This is a genomic window from Serratia sp. JSRIV004, from assembly GCF_019968705.1.
Lineage (GTDB): Bacteria > Pseudomonadota > Gammaproteobacteria > Enterobacterales > Enterobacteriaceae > Chania > Chania fonticola_B.
In genome coordinates, this window is record NZ_CP074140.1 from 117948 (window position 1) to 132963 (window position 15016).

Genomic DNA, 15016 nt, shown 5'->3' on the forward strand with positions numbered 1-15016 from the left:
CGTTGGTTACCTGCGGACAGGCAACAGGGTGTAAGGCTTCGCTTCAGGTTGCCCCACAAAGGTGGTCCAGCCCAACTGGGTACGCTGGGGATCGCCGAGCTTCAATCCCCCGGCCTGTTGCTGGGCCAGCGTCAGACGCAGATCCCACACCAGCGGTTCACGCAGGATGTATTCGACAAAATTGACCAGCAGGCGATGCTGCGTTCCCCCAGGCAAGAACGTCAGGTACTGTTCCTGCGTAAGTTCATTGATCGACAGCTGGAATTTGACACTGCGATCCCGCATCCGGCTGCCAATGACAAAATTGCCCCCCAGCAGCGAACGGGGTTGATGGCGCTGCCCGCGCACGGCGGTGACCTGCCCCAGGCGATTTTGCTGTTCGTCACTCAGCGTCATGATGTGAGGCATGCAAGACTGCACCGTCACGTCCGAGAGCGAGAAGAAGTGGCCCACCAACCGGGCGATCACCTCTGGCGAGCGGCCCGGCGAGGCCAACAGACCGGCGTAGGCCAGCATGGCCTCGGCATTGATGCCCAGTTGCTCGCGTGTCTGTGGATGGCCCAGGCCGATCAGGGCAAAAATACGTCCCGAGGTCGCATCGCGGCCCCCCGGTTTAAAGGTGATCTCATAGCGGTACTTACGCCAAATCTGGTGCGCGAGAGACAGTGGCCGGTGGTTGAACACCGCCAGAAACGCATTGAGCCGTGTCTCTCCCTGCGCCGTACTGCTGGCAATGTCATCCAGATAGTAATAGGGCAAGGGTGACTGGCTGCCCTGCAGGCCAAGAAAACTCACCGTCAGACGCAACGGACCACCCGGTTCATGGTGCAGCTCAACCACATCGCTGGCGGCAAAGCCAAGCCCGGCCGCGGCGGTAAAACGCAATGCCTCCCGGTTCGGCGGCAGGCCGAGCGTGCGGGCTGGATCGAGGCCCGCCAGCCGGTTCAGCCCCTCCACCAGACGGTAGAAGTCATACTGGCTGGCGTTTTCGGCGATAACCTGGAGCTGTTGCTCCTGCTCTGCAGTGGGGATCATGGAAATCGGTAAGCCTCCTGGTTATCGTGGTTGATCACGGTGAGGGTATGGAAATGGTTGACGCTGACGCGCTGGGCCAGGAAGTGCGCCAACACCCGGCCATACAGATACAGCTCACCTTCCGAATCAAATGCCCCCTGTAACTGCACACGCAGCTCCGAGGCCAGGCCATCGATGGGCACACCGTCGACAAGGCGTTCAGCCGGGCGCACGGTCAGGGTGAGTAACCCGGCTCTGCGCCGCCGGGAGACCCCGGCCGCCAGTTCACTGTGCCAGGCGGGCAGATCGCAGGCGCTCAACACCTGTCGCAATGCCGTCAGCGTCAGCAGTGAACGGCTGTTCAGCGAGAGGTTGCGCAGCAGCGCGGCCTGCAAGGTGGCATCCAGCCGGGGGCTCAACGGTACCGACGGGCGGGTGATATTGTGGACACGTACACCCGGCGGGCAGCCGGTGGCCGGTTGACGCAGGTCACCCACTTTCAGTTGCAACGGCAAGCGGCGGTGGCTGCACGTGAGCCGTACCGACACCGATTCCGGCGGCAGGTTGTCCTGGTTTTCACCATGGCGCACCAACACCAGATGATGGTTCAAGCCGCCTGCCGAGGATGGCGTGACCCGTGAATGGTAATACCCCGCGCCCTGCTGATGGGTGAAGCGCTCAAACGGCAGATAGTGTCGAGGGGTATCACTCTGTTCTGACACACCAGCTACCTCATCCACCGAGAACACGTCGTAATCTTCGGGGTGGCGCACGCTGGGGGTGAGCGGCAGTTCGGACTGCGTGCCGTCCAGGCTGACGCCGTCGCTGTAATGGCTGAACAGGTTGATGGCCGGGGTACAATGCAGGCGCACCGTCTGGCGGTTGATGACCAGTGCGGACGGCAAGGGCCGGGAGAACGTAAACCGCAGGGTAAAACCGTGCGAGGCCGACAGCGGAGGCAGGTTGGGGAAGCCCGTCACGTCCATAAATAAAAACGCGCTGGGGAAACAGGCGTGTTCCTGCAGCAGGCGATAGCCCGGATCGGCATTCTGTGGCCACGGCAGCAGCGCCTCGTCATCGTTGAAACCGACTGGGGTGAGCGCCAACTCCGGCAGTGGCCAGCTCTTGCCGCTCACTTCCAGCGTGGCCTGGCTCAGGTATTCGCTCAGCCATAAATGCAACTGTTTGCCGGTGTGGCCGTCCTCTCCCAGATACAGCCTCAACCCATTTAACGTGCTGAGATCCAGCGGTTGATCCGCCGTGGTGACCAGGTGCAGGCACAGGCTGTCGTGACCGTGGCGCTGCTCGCGGCTGACCGCCTGAACCTGGAGCGGCCACAGCCGGGTATCGCGGCAGGTACGAAAATGGCAACGCAGCATCTCCTTACCGGTGGTGACCGGCAGCGGGACACTGACCACCGTGGCCCCTTTGGCAATGTGGGTGCAGGCCTGTGCGGGATCGGTTTGAAAGTCCTGCTGCCATTCCAGCACGGTCATGCTGGGCGTCGGGCGCAGAAAATAGGGCCACAGCAGGGTCAGCATATGGTGGGTCAGGACCGGTAACTGGTCGGCCAACTGCCCCTCCAACTGCCCGGTCATCCAGGCCATCCCCTCCAGTTGCCGCTCGACATCGGGATCGTGACCGGAGGCGGTCAGAAAGGAGACCAGCGGCGCATGCGTCTGCTGCAGTGCTTTGGCCGCCTGTTGTAACGCGTTGCGCCGACGTGCCTGAGAGGATTGCCGATTTTTATCCCGGTTCATGGTAAAGACGTCCTGTCTGTAAGATTATTTATCCAGACGCCCGGTCAGGGCGAGGACGAAGTTGGAGCCCATGTGCTTGAAATGCGGCTGCACATGCAGTTGTGTCAGATACCAGCCTGGGTCGTGCTCCACTTCCTGCACCTCAATGCGGGCCGCACGCAGTGGGCGACGGCTGCGCACGCTGGCAGGCGGGTTCTCCTGATCGGAGACAAACCGTTTGAGCCAGTTATTGAGCTGAAGCTGCAGGTCACCGCGATTTTTCCAGCCACCCAGCCGTTCACGTTGCAGCACCTTGATGGTGTGCGCCAGCCGGGTGATGATAAACAGGTAAGGCAACTGCGCCCCCAACTGTGCGTTGACCCGGGCGTTCATCCCTTCTGGCGTGTTATCTGTCTCGAGTGGCGACTGAACGGAGTTGGCGGAATAGAACACCACGTCCTGCCCTTGCTTGCGCACCCCGAGCGGAATGAAGCCCGCCATCGACAAGGTGTACTGCCACTGGTCTGAGAGCAGCGTCTCGGTCGGGATTTTTTCCTGCCAACGCCCCAGCGCCGGGTAGTATTGAGCAGGCAGGTTGCGGAACGCCCCGCCGCTGTCTGCTCCGATAATGTTCGGGCACCAGCGATAACGGGCAAAACTGCCCGCCAGGCAAATGGCCAGCAAAAAAGCGCTGTTGCCCCACAGCAGATGTTGATGAGAAGCCACCTGTTCCTGATAGGTAAACTGCCGAACCTGCTGTGACGCCTGGGTGTACGGCTCACGCTGCAGAAAACGGCACACCGTCAGCCCCAGGTAGCGGGCATCGGCGGTGTCTCTGAGTGCCCGCCAGCGCAGGTGTGTCGGCGAGGCCATGACCGCATCCAGGTCAAGAAGGGTGGGCAAATCGGCCAGGGTATCGACGCCGAAGAAACTGGCATCTGCCGCCGACAAGAACGGCGCATGCGCCATGGCGCTGACCACGCTCAGGTAGTGCAACAGTTTGATATCGGCAGCACCGGGGGTGAAATCGTAGCAGCCAATCACCGCCGCCACCGGTACTCCGCCAAACTGGCCGTAGCCTGCCGAATAGACATGGCGATAATAGCCCGACGAGGTGATATCGATGGAGAACTCGAAATCCGCCCGCAGTTCTTCCTGGGTGGCATGAAGCAGCGTCAGTTGAATGTTTTCATGAAACGGGATGTTATCCACCAGCAGGGACAGCCCACGCCAGGTCGATTCCAGCCGCTGAAATGCCGGGGCATGCAGGATGGCATCCATCTGGGCGCTCAGACGCTTATCTAGCTCCCGTAGCAGACGGTCAATAAACAAAATGTTGAGGGAGACGTCGCAGCCTTGCTCCGGCAAGGTGCCCAGTAATAGCGCGATATCCGCGTAGCTGACCACATACTCACTGCCGTTCAGCGGTGCGAGTAGCCAGGCAACCCGTGGGGTGTGCGGTTGAAAAACGGCGGGTTCGGTCTCTAAGGTGTCTAACGTTGCCACGGCATCCTTGCTCCCTGTGCTCCTGCCGTTCTGGCGGAGTGATTAGCGCTGAACGAAATCCCCGTCAGGCGTTACATTCATGTTGTGAAGCAATCAACTCGGCTCCACAGGCGGTTTTCATTCCTTCCAGCACCAAAGGCAACCCGCCAACCTGTACAGTTGGGGCCCCCATCACAATGGGGAAGACGCCTTTGCATTGTGGGCAGGACACCAAATGCCCCACCAGTGCTACGTTGGTACCGCGAAACTGCATGACGGGTGAGCCCTGAAGCACCACACCCCCATGAGAGGTTTTGTCACCTTGTAAAATCACGGCCTTCCCTGCCATACGCCCTCCATACTTGGCATTTTCTTATCAGATTACAGGATGTTTTGAATCGAAAGAAGCGGAAGGGTAATAATTTCTAATGAATATTATACGCAATGTGAGGGATGCCAATCTTTGAGGGTAATCTGGGCCATTGTTGCATTGCTGGGTTCGCGAACGTTGGTCAGATAAACCGACCGCTATTGTTCTGCGTTACGCATTGCTCCGGTTGAAGGCAACAGGCGCAGGAAGTTGCCTAGCGATATTTCTCAGTACTTCGTGTTGCGCAGTAAATTTGGCCAGTATTGTGCGACAGGCCAAAAAACACGGTTTTAATGGAAAGAAAACCTGGGGCTCTATTGTAAAGGGGATTTCACGGTAGGTAGCAGCCCATGCCTGGCGAATGAGAGCCAGAACTGTTTCCTCGCCTTCCTGCTGTTGCCTGCAACAGAACGTACTGAGATTGAGCATCAGCATGACCTGAATATCGCTTGAGGTACCCATCCCCCATAATACCCTGAGCATAGTAGGTGGTGCTGCTTTGCCTTCTGATTGCCGTATCTCGATGTATCGATGGGTCTTCTGCTGAAGCGCATGAATAAATTGCACGACAGCCTCTTCAGGAAGTCGCAATGCGTCAACATCGGGTTGTCGCAAGCTAAACTGAAAAGCTGCCAGTCGTGGGTAATGGTCAATGGCTGACTGTAGTTCACGATGGATCAACTGCGCATCTGTCAGTTTTTCATTAAGTCGTTCCATGGGATATCTCTGGTCGAGGTCAAAAGAAGGGAGTGTTACGTAATTAAATCGTGAGCACGCCGATATGCCCCAGGCTTCCTGAAGCAGCTACGCTGACAGCGGATATCAGTGGCGTAGTCACGCCACTGCAGGCGTTTAACATTGTGATTTCACATTTAGCTGAGTGCTGGCGGAAGCCGTGGGCGACCCGTTAGAGGGCGTTCAGGCACCTCGTTACAGCCGTGAAGTAACAATCCCTCTTTCTGCTGAGTTTTAGTCAGATATTCCAGTATCAGCCGGATGTTAGTGATGCTGTCTGGATCGTTGTAGTGCACCGGGATATTGATATTTGCCCTGTAATGCTCTTTAAATTCACAGCGATGATGCCAGCCATCGCCATCGGTAATAACGTGCCACAACTCACCCGCTTTCTCTGCCCAGGGGTAGGGAGTTTGGGTTCGATTACCATCCAGCCAGAAGACCACATGACCATGGTAGTGATGATCCTCTGTCCACTCGATGACCCAGAAATACCCCACTACTGCTTGAAGGTTCATCATTTTGTCCATCAGTGACCGGATATCCCTTTCCAGTTGGCAGTGATCCTTTTGATGATATTGGGTTGTGTGGTGCCGATAGAACAGGTCTATACGGATAGCCAGCAGGCAGGCATAGCGATTTACCATTTCCCCGGTATGCCAGTCCAGGACAGACGACAAAAACCAGTCTGGCGTCCAGGTTAGTTTAGTATTCATATGATTAACTCTTGATAGCTGGTAGAGACCAGCAGGAGAGATGAAGGTAACCCCTTGAAAGAGGGACGATTGACCGGACGATCTGCAAGGAGTTACTGAGGTGGTTATAAAAAGGGAGTGCCTATTAATAATATTAATTAACCGATATTAATTTTAACTCCCAAGGCATCAAGCCAAATTCAATGGTTCGGCTGTCGTTCGCCATGCGAAGCAGAGATACTCGTCCATTATGTTGGTAAGGGCTGGATTCTCTGCCTTCCTTTCATTAATCCAGATATCCACCTCTTTGCTCTTTTTGAACCGGAGTTTCTCAGTCCAGTCTTCCAGGTTATTCCCCAGCATCAAATCGTACCAGCACAGCCAGACAAGCTTCAGGCGCAACTCTGTTCCGCTGAATTGCCTGAATAGGCTGATAAGCTTATTTGCCAGCGGGCGTTGTTTTAACCGCACACATTCTGAAAGCAGAACACCCTCCAGCATGGGGTGATGAGCCAGCAGGTGCTCCTGCGTACACAGACTGACGCTCAGATCATCCTCAAGAGATAATGATGCTGCCGCTGTTTTACCGTAAATGATCCGGTGCAGGCACTGCGGAACAATCGCAATAGCTGACGCTTTCCCGGGGAACGTTAGACTGCCAACCGTCAGGGTATGATGGTGGTATATATTCTGGTGACACATGCCCGACCTGACTGTCAGCTTCGTAAAATCCGTCAGCCAGGTCTGGTAATATCTGTGTAGCTCTTCGTAACGGGGTTTATTTTCTTTCATGGCGCATATTCCTTCGAGTATGAATGACAGGTAGCAGAAAATCACCGGTTAGCCGGATAATTAATTGCGTGCGGTTGAATTAGTTCTGGCTGGGGGGGTACTGACGGGACTGGTTTATACGCTCCTGAAGCCAGGCTTCCACTTCACTTTTTAACCAGCGGGAACTGCGACCCAGCTTAATTGGCTTCGGAAAGAGGCCATCTTTAATAAGTTTGTAGAACCATTGATATGTTAATCCAGTCAGGTTGGTAATAAATGCCAGATCGACAAACTGGTCTTCAAGCAGAGAGGGTTTGATTGTCATGGTTGAGTTCTCCGGTTTAAAAGGTAAGCCGGAGTGGTTGTGAATGACTGTTACCCCTGCTCCGACATACAAACCGGGCGTGACGTAAAAAAGCTGATTTATTTCTCAGACCGGTATGTTGGGCCGTGGCCCGACAAAATACATGGCTTCTGTTTACTTATTACTCACCTGAACTGGCATGCTGATTGCTCCACGGTCACCGCTTCCATACCCTCTACACTGTTCTCAGCATGGTATGCGCCCTGCAATACACCCCACGACAGACCTTAGATTTAGTGCTAAATAAAATGCGATATTAGTTGTATAACTAATTGTTTATCATTAGTTTTACTTGATAGTTAATAACTATATTATACTGTAGGCGCTTAATCGTGTAGTCTGGGAACTGGACATTTTTCTCTCAGGAACAGCGGTAAGGGGGAGGAGAATAAGGGAAACAAGCGAGAAGGTTGATGATGGAAAAGCACACTAAAATTCGATCGTTCAGTATCCGGAAAACAACGCTCAAAGTGCTGGACGAATACTTTGTTACGAGTGGAAAACGCTCGCAGTCCGAATTAGTTGGTGAACTGCTTGATTTTGCTCTTGAACAGAAAAGGCACCAACCTGAAACTGAGGCTGCTGTTAGTGATGGAGTCATTCCTGAAGGGATATACCTTAAATGGCATAAGTCTCTGTATTTTAATACGCTACGTCATTATCTCTACACTAGCGAAAGTTGGTTTGAAGTTACTCTTTCAGGCATCAGGATGTATGACGAGAGCGAAGAGCATGAAAGTCTTGTCGACAAACTGCGTGAGCTATACGGAGAGATTGTAAGGAAGCGCCATATCAAATCACCACAAGGGCTCCTTTTAGCCCGTATATTCATGCGGGAGATCCGAAAGGATAAAATAAAAATTTTGGCTGTCAGGATAAAAGCCACGCAAAGCCACATTGAAAGGGGTATTCCGGTATGCAGTTTTGTGTATGCCGTTACGCTCGTTGATGTTAAAAGCAACACTGATTCAAAAGACCATTTCTACCTAGATTATCATTCTATTCAGGTGTTCGATTTGAGAGAGGTGGGCCGTTCCCCCCTAAGAACCCTCGTGGCAAAGAAGAAAAAACTGGCACCTATTAACTATATGTACTGGATGCCAGTGAGCATCTTCCAAAATAAAATGTTGGTTATCGGCGTAAAAAAACGTTCACTTTCCGACAATGAAATTTCACTCGTCAAAGCCGAAAAAGTCATTATGGTCAACACTCAGGAAATTAGTAAAAACAGGCTTAAATAATTTGAGTGATCAACGTTGACCCGCAGGAAGTTACCATGCTGCCTTGTTGAATAAATCGAGCTTTTGGCCGTAATTAGAGGTAGATCACCGTGATCCTGACTATAATCGGATACCCCGTGGCCAAACAAAAGTTCAAAATCAACAACGGGACAATCTAAAATAAAGCACTTATCAACCGAGGCGCACTGGCATTCTAGCTTGATGAATCGACCATCAAAGCTTGGCATGACGGACCCATCAGGTCTTCGTGAAAGAGTTTCCAACGTTATTCTCAGGCGGCTATTTGCGTATTCCGACTCAAACGCGTCTTCCCCCGTCACATAACAGTCCTTGCGGTCAGTCGCCAACTGACACCACCTCCGGCATACGGGTAAGCTGGTATCGAAAACGCCGCTAAACCTGCATTCAAAAAAATCTCAGACCTATATTACCACTGTGAGAACGGCAGCAGAAATGTTGCTGTCTTGTTATTTCACTCACGGAGGTTAATGTGTCAGATAAAACCGAACAGGGTATTGACGCCCTGAAACAGCAGCTATCCTTTCTTCCCGGAGTCCTCTCCCGCACCATACTGGAGCGCATCCTCCAGACCATCAATTACGAACCCGTGATTGGCATCATGGGTAAAACAGGTGCCGGTAAATCCTCACTCTGCAACGCCCTGTTTCATGGGGACGTTTCCCCGATCAGCGATGTGACCGCCTGCACTCGTGAGCCCTTACGCTTTCGCCTGCGCAGCGGCAACCACAGCCTGATACTGATGGATTTGCCCGGTGTGGGAGAAAGTGAGCAACGGGACCGAGAATACGAAGCACTCTACCATCGTACCCTGCCGGAACTTGATCTGGTCCTGTGGGTTATCAAAGCCGACGATCGGGCGCTGTCGGTAGATGAACAGTTCTACTGCCGCGTGATTGACGGCTACCGGCATCGGGTGCTGTTTGTTGTTAACCAGGCCGACAAGATCGAACCTTGCCACAAATGGAATACCACAAGCAACATTCCCTCCCCACACCAGTCGATTAATATCGAAGCAAAGCTAAACGCCATTCGCCAGTTATTCTCACCGTACCATCCCGTGTGCGCTGTCTCAGTCCGAACAGGCTGGAATCTGCCGTCAATGGTAGAAACAATGATGTGCTGCCTCCCTGACCTTGCCACCAGCCCACTGGCGATGCAACTGCAGGGGAAGTTATGCAATGAATCGGTAAAAAAGCAGGCACGTGAGGGCTTTGGGTCTGCTGTGGGTAGTGTATTTGATACCGCTGAGTCTTCCTCTTTTATCCCGGCCCCTGTCCAAGTCGTGATCCGCAAGGTGAGAGAGGCTGTAGTATCGGTCGCCAGCTCCATCTGGGACTGGATTTTCTTCTGAGGTGGGCCAATGCCCCCATCCATCGCTGCGTTGTCATCACCCCACCTGTCCTCCCCCTTTTAAACCCATACGCCCGGCTATGGGACCAGAATACCTTATGTCTCTTCTTTTCACTGCCACACATTTTTCAGTGACAGAACCGCCCTCGATCAATAGACTATAACGATCGATTATCGATTATTGATCGTTATAATAGATCAATGTGGTGGTTAGATAAATCACTATGACGGGAACTGCTCGTGAGACGAAAAGATGGTAACCAAATGAAAATAAAAGCATTGTGATAAATCAGGACAACGGTGGCAGACGTTGTCCTGACTGTTGCTCATCCGGTGACATCCCCCAGAGGGAATGGCTGGATGTGTCGCAACTACGGAGGTAAATGGGGTAAGGACAATAGATATCGCCAAAGGAGAAGTGCATGAGATCCTGGAGACAAAGAGCAGCGCGGAGTTGAAGAGAATTGTCACTGACAACGGCATTTTTCAGCAGCGTAACCGGGGCGAGCTTTAATCCCCAGCCTGGCTCGTTGCAGGCTCTCCGTTGAGTTCATGAGTAGGGTAACGGAAAAATAACACCTCATCTGAAGATGAAAACAGGACTGCAATTTAAGCCATATAAGAATTTCAATTGAACAATAAACAGGATGAATATATGAAAGCGTTTATAGTGCCATTAATGATTTCAGGTTTTTTATTGAGTACCTCAGTCAATGCTGCAGCGGTTAAATTACCCCAAAAAGTCATTGATGTAAAAGACGGCAGTGAGCAGATGTGCGGAAGTGAGGATGTGAAAAATGGGACGTGCAGTCTCATTAGTGTCTCTAATGATGGCCAGTATGCATTGCTGAGCAGTCCCGGTGGCTCAGCCTGTTATGACCCTTATATCATCGTTGTCAGGCTTGCCACCGGCAAAGGAAAAATGATGGAGTATAACCGCCATGCAACATGCAGCGGTGAGGCTGTCCCAAAATTCTCACGGTCTTCAGACGGCAACACACTCACGGTGACTATTTACGACCCCACCATCAAAAAGAATGTCGGTCTTAATACTGTTGATTTTTAAGTCTGTTACAGGGCTCTGTATGGAGCCCATTTATTTTTCATAAACAGAATGGAGTCGAGTTAATAATGTCTCTTAAATTACGTCAATTAAAACAAACAATACTGATATCCACGCTTTGCCTTATTACCACCGGGGTCTGCGCAGCCGGTGTTGCCAGAACTGCAGCAGACGCAATGAACTGTCAGCCTGATGTCGGTGGCAATGATAATGGGTATGGGTCATGTCCCTTTCTGGGCAGCATTTACGATGCTGACCCGATATTTATGAAAGACATTGATGACGCGCTGAAATCTGCAGGACTTACCGGATTACTGGGACGACATGGTTCAATGAACGGCCCGGACAGTGGGTTGTTTCCGGTGGACGTTGGTGGCGAGAAGTGGTTGCAGGGCTCTGTCTGTGAGCGAGGTAATTGTGGTGACCATTATTTGAAAATTTTGTATATCCCCTCAGAACATGTTGTTGCTGGTTTTTATTACGACAGGGGTAAGGAAAAAATGTTTGGCGACGTTGGGGATGCAGAAGCAAGAGTCTTGCGTCGTGACATACAAGAAGAGACGCCACAGCAACAGACTCCGGCGATGGCAACAGCGACATCCCCGGATGGTGCACCAGCTAATACTATCTGGACCTTTAAGGGAGATGGAGGAAAATCACTCTGGCAGGTCTGTGGTGGAGAGAACAGCAGTTGTACCATTATTGCCAACACCAAATATTACGTAGCCATCCTGAATCGTAAATCAACACACAGCTGTGCCTTTGGTGACTTCTATATTGTAGCCCGCGATACAACCTCATGGAAACAATACGATACCGGTACCTGTAGCCCGGATGCGTGGATACGCAAAGGGACTATCAACAACGGGCAATACCTCTCGGTCGATATTGGTGTGAACGACACGCGGGTTCAGCAGTACCCCATTGGTTACTGGTCAATGCAGAAGGAGTTTTCGGGAAAACGACGCCCTTCCTGGGATAAAGTAAAAGCCAAAAATCAGCAGCACTGATAAACCAAGCAGAAAAACCTGCGTAACTGTACCGTCAGCGCATCACCAACACCATTGTTATAAACAGAGTCAGGCCACATCTCCTTCGGGAAGTGTGGCCTTTTGTATTTTTACCGACTGAATAAGGAGTTAACCATGCTATTAGCCTTCCGCTTAGGTGCGGTGAATCAGATACGCCGCAACAGTCCCTTAACCTGTTATGAACTGGCGCATTACAGAACCAACAACCGTGATTTGCGGCCACAGCACATGGTGGCCTAATGTGGTCGCTCCCTGCCAACGCGCGACAGGCAGTTTGGCATCCAGAGTCACTGGACAACTAACCCGGCAGTCGTTTGATATCCGATGACGATTTCTGCGCCTGGTGCAATCATCTTTGCTATCGACCTGGTGAGCTCAGCCTGTGCTGATTAGTCGAAGTAGAGGGCTATTGACCCGCCTGCTTTGACGCTGATGGCTATGCCCAATTTTGCACCCAACTGCGCCTGATCTTCACTTTTCCACAATTGCCAGATCGTGGGTGAACAGCCCTTGTAAGCACTAACTTACCTTTACACCACACCCTCCAGGCAGGCTCCCCGGTTTCCGGTGGGGCCTGTTTTGTTATTTATCAATAATAAATAAGGATATTTTTCATGAATACACATCTTACCGCGTCTACGGCAATGCCTCAGACCAATGCACTGATCGCCACTGTAGTGCCTGGCAACCAGCGCTCTCGTTTCTGGCCGCAGCACTTTGGCAACATACCGCAATGGCTCGTTCTGGAGCCCCGCGTTTTCGGCTGGCTGGACAGATTTTGTGCGGATTACCACGGTGGACTGTGGGATTTCTACACGATCAGTAACGGCGGTGCCTTCCTGGTGCCAGATACTGATAAAGAGTATGTGCTGTTCAATGCCCTCAACGGCAACGGGGCTACAGTGGGCCAGGAGGCTGCGGGTATTACCGCCTGCCTAATGGCCTACAGCCACCATGCTTGCCGGACCGAAAGCGAGGCCATGACCGATCACTTCTACCGGTTACGAGAATACGCGCTGCACCATCCTGAAAGCCGTGCCATCTTCGCCCTAATCGACTGAACTTCCGGAGGTTTATCATGCTATTCTCCCAGATGCTCACATCTCCGCCGCACTTCACCGCCGATCAACAACAGGTTATCAGCCAGGCGTTAGCAATACTCGAAACCCAGTTGCAGCACCGGTCCTATACCTTTAGCTCACCAGAGGCGGTCAAGGCCTGGCTTCGACTCCATCTTCAATCCCAAAGTCGCGAATGCTTTATGGTGCTGTACCTGGATAATCGCCATAGGCTGAAGGCCAGTGAAACCGTCTCGGTCGGGACGTTCAATGCCACCATCGTCCATCCTCGTGAAATCGTGATCCGAGCATTACACCACCAGGCTGCTGCGGTGATACTGGCCCATAATCACCCGTCGGGAGATCCCACTCCCAGTGAGGCCGATCGTACGCTCACCGATAGGCTGATCAATGTGCTCGACATGGTTGATGTCCGCGTGCTGGATCACCTGATTGTGGGGGACGGAGATCTGATCTCACTGGCCGAACGAGGGTGGTTGTTATGTTAGTCACCACACCCATGATACTTCGTGGTCTGCAATGCAGTTCGGCCCATATCAGTGAGGACGACAATACACTGCTGTACAGGATCTCACACTGTCAAGATGAGTTCAGTGATGGTGAGTGGATCCACTTTTCGGGGACCGGATATTTGATACGCCTGGATGCCTGGAGCCATCCGGTGTTGCAACTCAAACGACTGGGGCTCTCCAAGACTTGCCGCCGTCTGGTCATCACGCTGATGAAACGCCATCAAATGACTTACCTGCATATTGATGCTCTGGGTGATGTGTTGCCCGACTTTGTCACCTTCGGCTGGTAATACGGCTCCACGGTCAACGTTTCGCTTTCGTATTGCCCCGTAATTTCCCAAGGAAAATGCCCAATGAACACAAGCACAACGCCCGTGCCTGGCGTATTTCACTTTCTTCAGCATCACACCGTTCTTCCGCAAGACTGGCACACCCTATGCCAAGCCATCACTACCGCCTACTTGAAGATGCGAGAGCATCCCAACAGTCTGGGCTTAGCCACCTCCCCGGTTATTTGTGAACATACCGGTAACCATCCGCTACGTTACGACGACAGTGCGATTGGGTTGGGTCTGATCAGCTTCAATGGCGAGCGTGCTGCCCACCTGGCGGGTGATCCCTTTTTACTGTACCGACGTCAAATACCCCATGCCCCCATCCGATGCGATACACGGGGTTATCCCTATCAATGGCTGGTGATGGCCGTATTGCTATTGGCGAATACCCACAGTCCGAATACCTGGACAATCGAATCCGGCGTGCCATTGAAGCAGTGGCGCTCCGTCACCCACTGGTTGGCTCACTACTGCAAGCTACCGGTCTCACCGCTTTATTAAGGTAAATCATTCAATGAAGGCCATCGACAAAATTCCCCATACCGCACCTAACGCCAATCAGGCGTTAGCCGAATACGAGCAATTGCTTACCTGGTTGCTGAACCACTGTTATGGATTAGAACTCAACGATACGCCGTATCACGACCCACAAGCTATCGCTCAACAGATTGAGTACGGAATGACAGTACGGGAAACCATCAACGAGCTGGTCGAGAAATTCGACCTGGTACGTATTGACCGCCCCGGTTTCAGTCTGCTGGCACAGGACCCTACGCTGAGTGGTGGGGATATGCTACTCGCCCGTAGTGCGTTAGGGCTGCGAAACCCCGTAAATCGCCGCCTCGCCTGATACTCCGGCTCACCTTAATGATCTACCGACACGCCAGCCTCACGGCTGGCGTTGTGCTATTTAAGGAAAACTCATAATGAAAAATCTCGAACCTGATATCCCACCCACGGCTCCGGTCTGGGGTCTGCAATGTGCTATTACGCCACGTCTGGGGGCCAGACTGGTTCAACAGGGTCGCCACCTGCATTTTCTGGCTGACCGCGCCGGTTTGATTGGCACGTTCACACCCGAAGCCATCAAGGCTCTCGATGTGGCTTTTCCGGTGTTGATTGAACAGTTGGAGAACTATCTGCGATCTGGCGAGCTCGATCCACGTCGCCAGCATTGTGTCACTGTTCAGCTGTCACCCAGTACAGAGTGA

General features: G+C 52.6%; 19 protein-coding genes. 11 read left to right on the forward strand and 8 right to left on the reverse strand.

Annotated features, from left to right (window positions below; all coding sequences use genetic code 11):
* Positions 1-6: 6 nt before the first annotated feature.
* From tssG to KGP21_RS00475, 8 genes are all read right to left on the reverse strand, one after another.
* On the reverse strand, positions 7-1035 hold the full coding sequence (gene tssG / locus KGP21_RS00440; RefSeq protein ID WP_037409155.1) for a type VI secretion system baseplate subunit TssG: 1029 nt from the start codon (positions 1033-1035) through the stop codon (positions 7-9).
* The gene (gene tssF / locus KGP21_RS00445) at positions 1032-2774 is read right to left on the reverse strand and encodes a type VI secretion system baseplate subunit TssF (RefSeq protein WP_223536819.1); all 1743 of its coding nucleotides are present in this window, start codon (positions 2772-2774) and stop codon (positions 1032-1034) included. Before tssF ends, tssG begins: the two co-directional genes overlap by 4 nt.
* A gap of 24 nt (positions 2775-2798) precedes the next feature.
* Positions 2799-4259: a type VI secretion system contractile sheath large subunit gene (gene tssC, locus KGP21_RS00450; protein ID WP_223536822.1), complete on the reverse strand. Its 1461-nt coding sequence runs from the start codon at positions 4257-4259 to the stop codon at positions 2799-2801.
* 64 nt (positions 4260-4323) lie between these two features.
* Positions 4324-4587: a PAAR domain-containing protein gene (locus tag KGP21_RS00455; RefSeq protein WP_223536824.1), complete on the reverse strand. Its 264-nt coding sequence runs from the start codon at positions 4585-4587 to the stop codon at positions 4324-4326.
* 192 nt (positions 4588-4779) lie between these two features.
* The gene (locus KGP21_RS00460) at positions 4780-5325 is read right to left on the reverse strand and encodes an inovirus-type Gp2 protein (RefSeq protein WP_223536828.1); all 546 of its coding nucleotides are present in this window, start codon (positions 5323-5325) and stop codon (positions 4780-4782) included.
* Between the two features lie 155 nt (positions 5326-5480).
* The gene (locus KGP21_RS00465) at positions 5481-6059 is read right to left on the reverse strand and encodes an inovirus-type Gp2 protein (protein WP_223536830.1); all 579 of its coding nucleotides are present in this window, start codon (positions 6057-6059) and stop codon (positions 5481-5483) included.
* A 168-nt stretch (positions 6060-6227) separates the two neighbouring features.
* Positions 6228-6830 carry a hypothetical protein gene (locus KGP21_RS00470; RefSeq protein WP_223536832.1) on the reverse strand — a complete coding sequence of 201 codons (603 nt, stop codon included), beginning with the start codon at positions 6828-6830 and terminating at the stop codon, positions 6228-6230.
* Between the two features lie 79 nt (positions 6831-6909).
* Positions 6910-7134 (reverse strand): AlpA family transcriptional regulator, encoded by a 225-nt coding sequence (locus KGP21_RS00475; protein ID WP_223536833.1) that lies wholly within the window; start codon positions 7132-7134, stop codon positions 6910-6912.
* Between the two features lie 452 nt (positions 7135-7586).
* Between KGP21_RS00475 and KGP21_RS00480 the strand changes: the two genes are divergently transcribed.
* From KGP21_RS00480 to KGP21_RS00525, 11 genes are all read left to right on the forward strand, one after another.
* Positions 7587-8414 carry a CopG family transcriptional regulator gene (locus KGP21_RS00480; RefSeq protein ID WP_223536834.1) on the forward strand — a complete coding sequence of 276 codons (828 nt, stop codon included), beginning with the start codon at positions 7587-7589 and terminating at the stop codon, positions 8412-8414.
* Between the two features lie 490 nt (positions 8415-8904).
* Positions 8905-9786, forward strand: coding sequence for a GTPase family protein (locus KGP21_RS00485; protein WP_223536835.1), 882 nt, complete (start codon positions 8905-8907; stop codon positions 9784-9786).
* Between the two features lie 654 nt (positions 9787-10440).
* Positions 10441-10851, forward strand: coding sequence for a hypothetical protein (locus KGP21_RS00490; protein WP_223536836.1), 411 nt, complete (start codon positions 10441-10443; stop codon positions 10849-10851).
* 65 nt (positions 10852-10916) lie between these two features.
* Positions 10917-11858: a hypothetical protein gene (locus tag KGP21_RS00495; RefSeq protein ID WP_223536837.1), complete on the forward strand. Its 942-nt coding sequence runs from the start codon at positions 10917-10919 to the stop codon at positions 11856-11858.
* Between the two features lie 135 nt (positions 11859-11993).
* Entirely contained in the window at positions 11994-12119 is a 126-nt protein-coding gene (locus KGP21_RS29610) for a hypothetical protein (protein ID WP_256461389.1), read from the forward strand.
* Between the two features lie 374 nt (positions 12120-12493).
* The gene (locus tag KGP21_RS00500) at positions 12494-12940 is read left to right on the forward strand and encodes an antirestriction protein (protein ID WP_223536838.1); all 447 of its coding nucleotides are present in this window, start codon (positions 12494-12496) and stop codon (positions 12938-12940) included.
* Between the two features lie 17 nt (positions 12941-12957).
* Entirely contained in the window at positions 12958-13446 is a 489-nt protein-coding gene (gene radC, locus KGP21_RS00505) for a DNA repair protein RadC (protein ID WP_223536841.1), read from the forward strand.
* On the forward strand, positions 13440-13760 hold the full coding sequence (locus KGP21_RS00510) for a DUF5983 family protein (RefSeq protein ID WP_223536844.1): 321 nt from the start codon (positions 13440-13442) through the stop codon (positions 13758-13760). The genes radC and KGP21_RS00510 overlap by 7 nt, the downstream gene beginning before the upstream one ends.
* 63 nt (positions 13761-13823) lie before the next feature.
* Positions 13824-14306: a hypothetical protein gene (locus KGP21_RS00515; protein WP_223536847.1), complete on the forward strand. Its 483-nt coding sequence runs from the start codon at positions 13824-13826 to the stop codon at positions 14304-14306.
* Positions 14307-14319: 13 nt separating this feature from the next.
* Complete coding sequence (locus KGP21_RS00520; protein WP_223536849.1) at positions 14320-14655, forward strand: TA system toxin CbtA family protein; 336 nt, start codon at positions 14320-14322, stop codon at positions 14653-14655.
* 76 nt (positions 14656-14731) lie between these two features.
* A complete protein-coding gene (locus KGP21_RS00525) occupies positions 14732-15016 on the forward strand; it encodes a type IV toxin-antitoxin system YeeU family antitoxin (RefSeq protein WP_223536852.1) in 285 nt (94 codons plus the stop codon).

Excerpts from the sequence above, each read along its gene's own strand:
- tssG (WP_037409155.1), bottom strand. The coding sequence starts at position 1,035 with ATGATCCCCACTGCAGAGCAGGAGCAACAGCTCCAGGTTATCGCCGAA.
- tssF (WP_223536819.1), bottom strand. The coding sequence starts at position 2,774 with ATGAACCGGGATAAAAATCGGCAATCCTCTCAGGCACGTCGGCGCAAC.
- KGP21_RS00455 (WP_223536824.1), bottom strand. The coding sequence starts at position 4,587 with ATGGCAGGGAAGGCCGTGATTTTACAAGGTGACAAAACCTCTCATGGG.
- KGP21_RS00460 (WP_223536828.1), bottom strand. The coding sequence starts at position 5,325 with ATGGAACGACTTAATGAAAAACTGACAGATGCGCAGTTGATCCATCGT.
- KGP21_RS00465 (WP_223536830.1), bottom strand. The coding sequence starts at position 6,059 with ATGAATACTAAACTAACCTGGACGCCAGACTGGTTTTTGTCGTCTGTC.
- KGP21_RS00470 (WP_223536832.1), bottom strand. The coding sequence starts at position 6,830 with ATGAAAGAAAATAAACCCCGTTACGAAGAGCTACACAGATATTACCAG.
- KGP21_RS00475 (WP_223536833.1), bottom strand. The coding sequence starts at position 7,134 with ATGACAATCAAACCCTCTCTGCTTGAAGACCAGTTTGTCGATCTGGCA.
- KGP21_RS00480 (WP_223536834.1), top strand. The coding sequence starts at position 7,587 with ATGATGGAAAAGCACACTAAAATTCGATCGTTCAGTATCCGGAAAACA.
- KGP21_RS00490 (WP_223536836.1), top strand. The coding sequence starts at position 10,441 with ATGAAAGCGTTTATAGTGCCATTAATGATTTCAGGTTTTTTATTGAGT.
- KGP21_RS00495 (WP_223536837.1), top strand. The coding sequence starts at position 10,917 with ATGTCTCTTAAATTACGTCAATTAAAACAAACAATACTGATATCCACG.
- KGP21_RS29610 (WP_256461389.1), top strand. The coding sequence starts at position 11,994 with ATGCTATTAGCCTTCCGCTTAGGTGCGGTGAATCAGATACGCCGCAAC.
- KGP21_RS00500 (WP_223536838.1), top strand. The coding sequence starts at position 12,494 with ATGAATACACATCTTACCGCGTCTACGGCAATGCCTCAGACCAATGCA.
- radC (WP_223536841.1), top strand. The coding sequence starts at position 12,958 with ATGCTATTCTCCCAGATGCTCACATCTCCGCCGCACTTCACCGCCGAT.
- KGP21_RS00510 (WP_223536844.1), top strand. The coding sequence starts at position 13,440 with ATGTTAGTCACCACACCCATGATACTTCGTGGTCTGCAATGCAGTTCG.
- KGP21_RS00515 (WP_223536847.1), top strand. The coding sequence starts at position 13,824 with ATGAACACAAGCACAACGCCCGTGCCTGGCGTATTTCACTTTCTTCAG.
- KGP21_RS00520 (WP_223536849.1), top strand. The coding sequence starts at position 14,320 with ATGAAGGCCATCGACAAAATTCCCCATACCGCACCTAACGCCAATCAG.
- KGP21_RS00525 (WP_223536852.1), top strand. The coding sequence starts at position 14,732 with ATGAAAAATCTCGAACCTGATATCCCACCCACGGCTCCGGTCTGGGGT.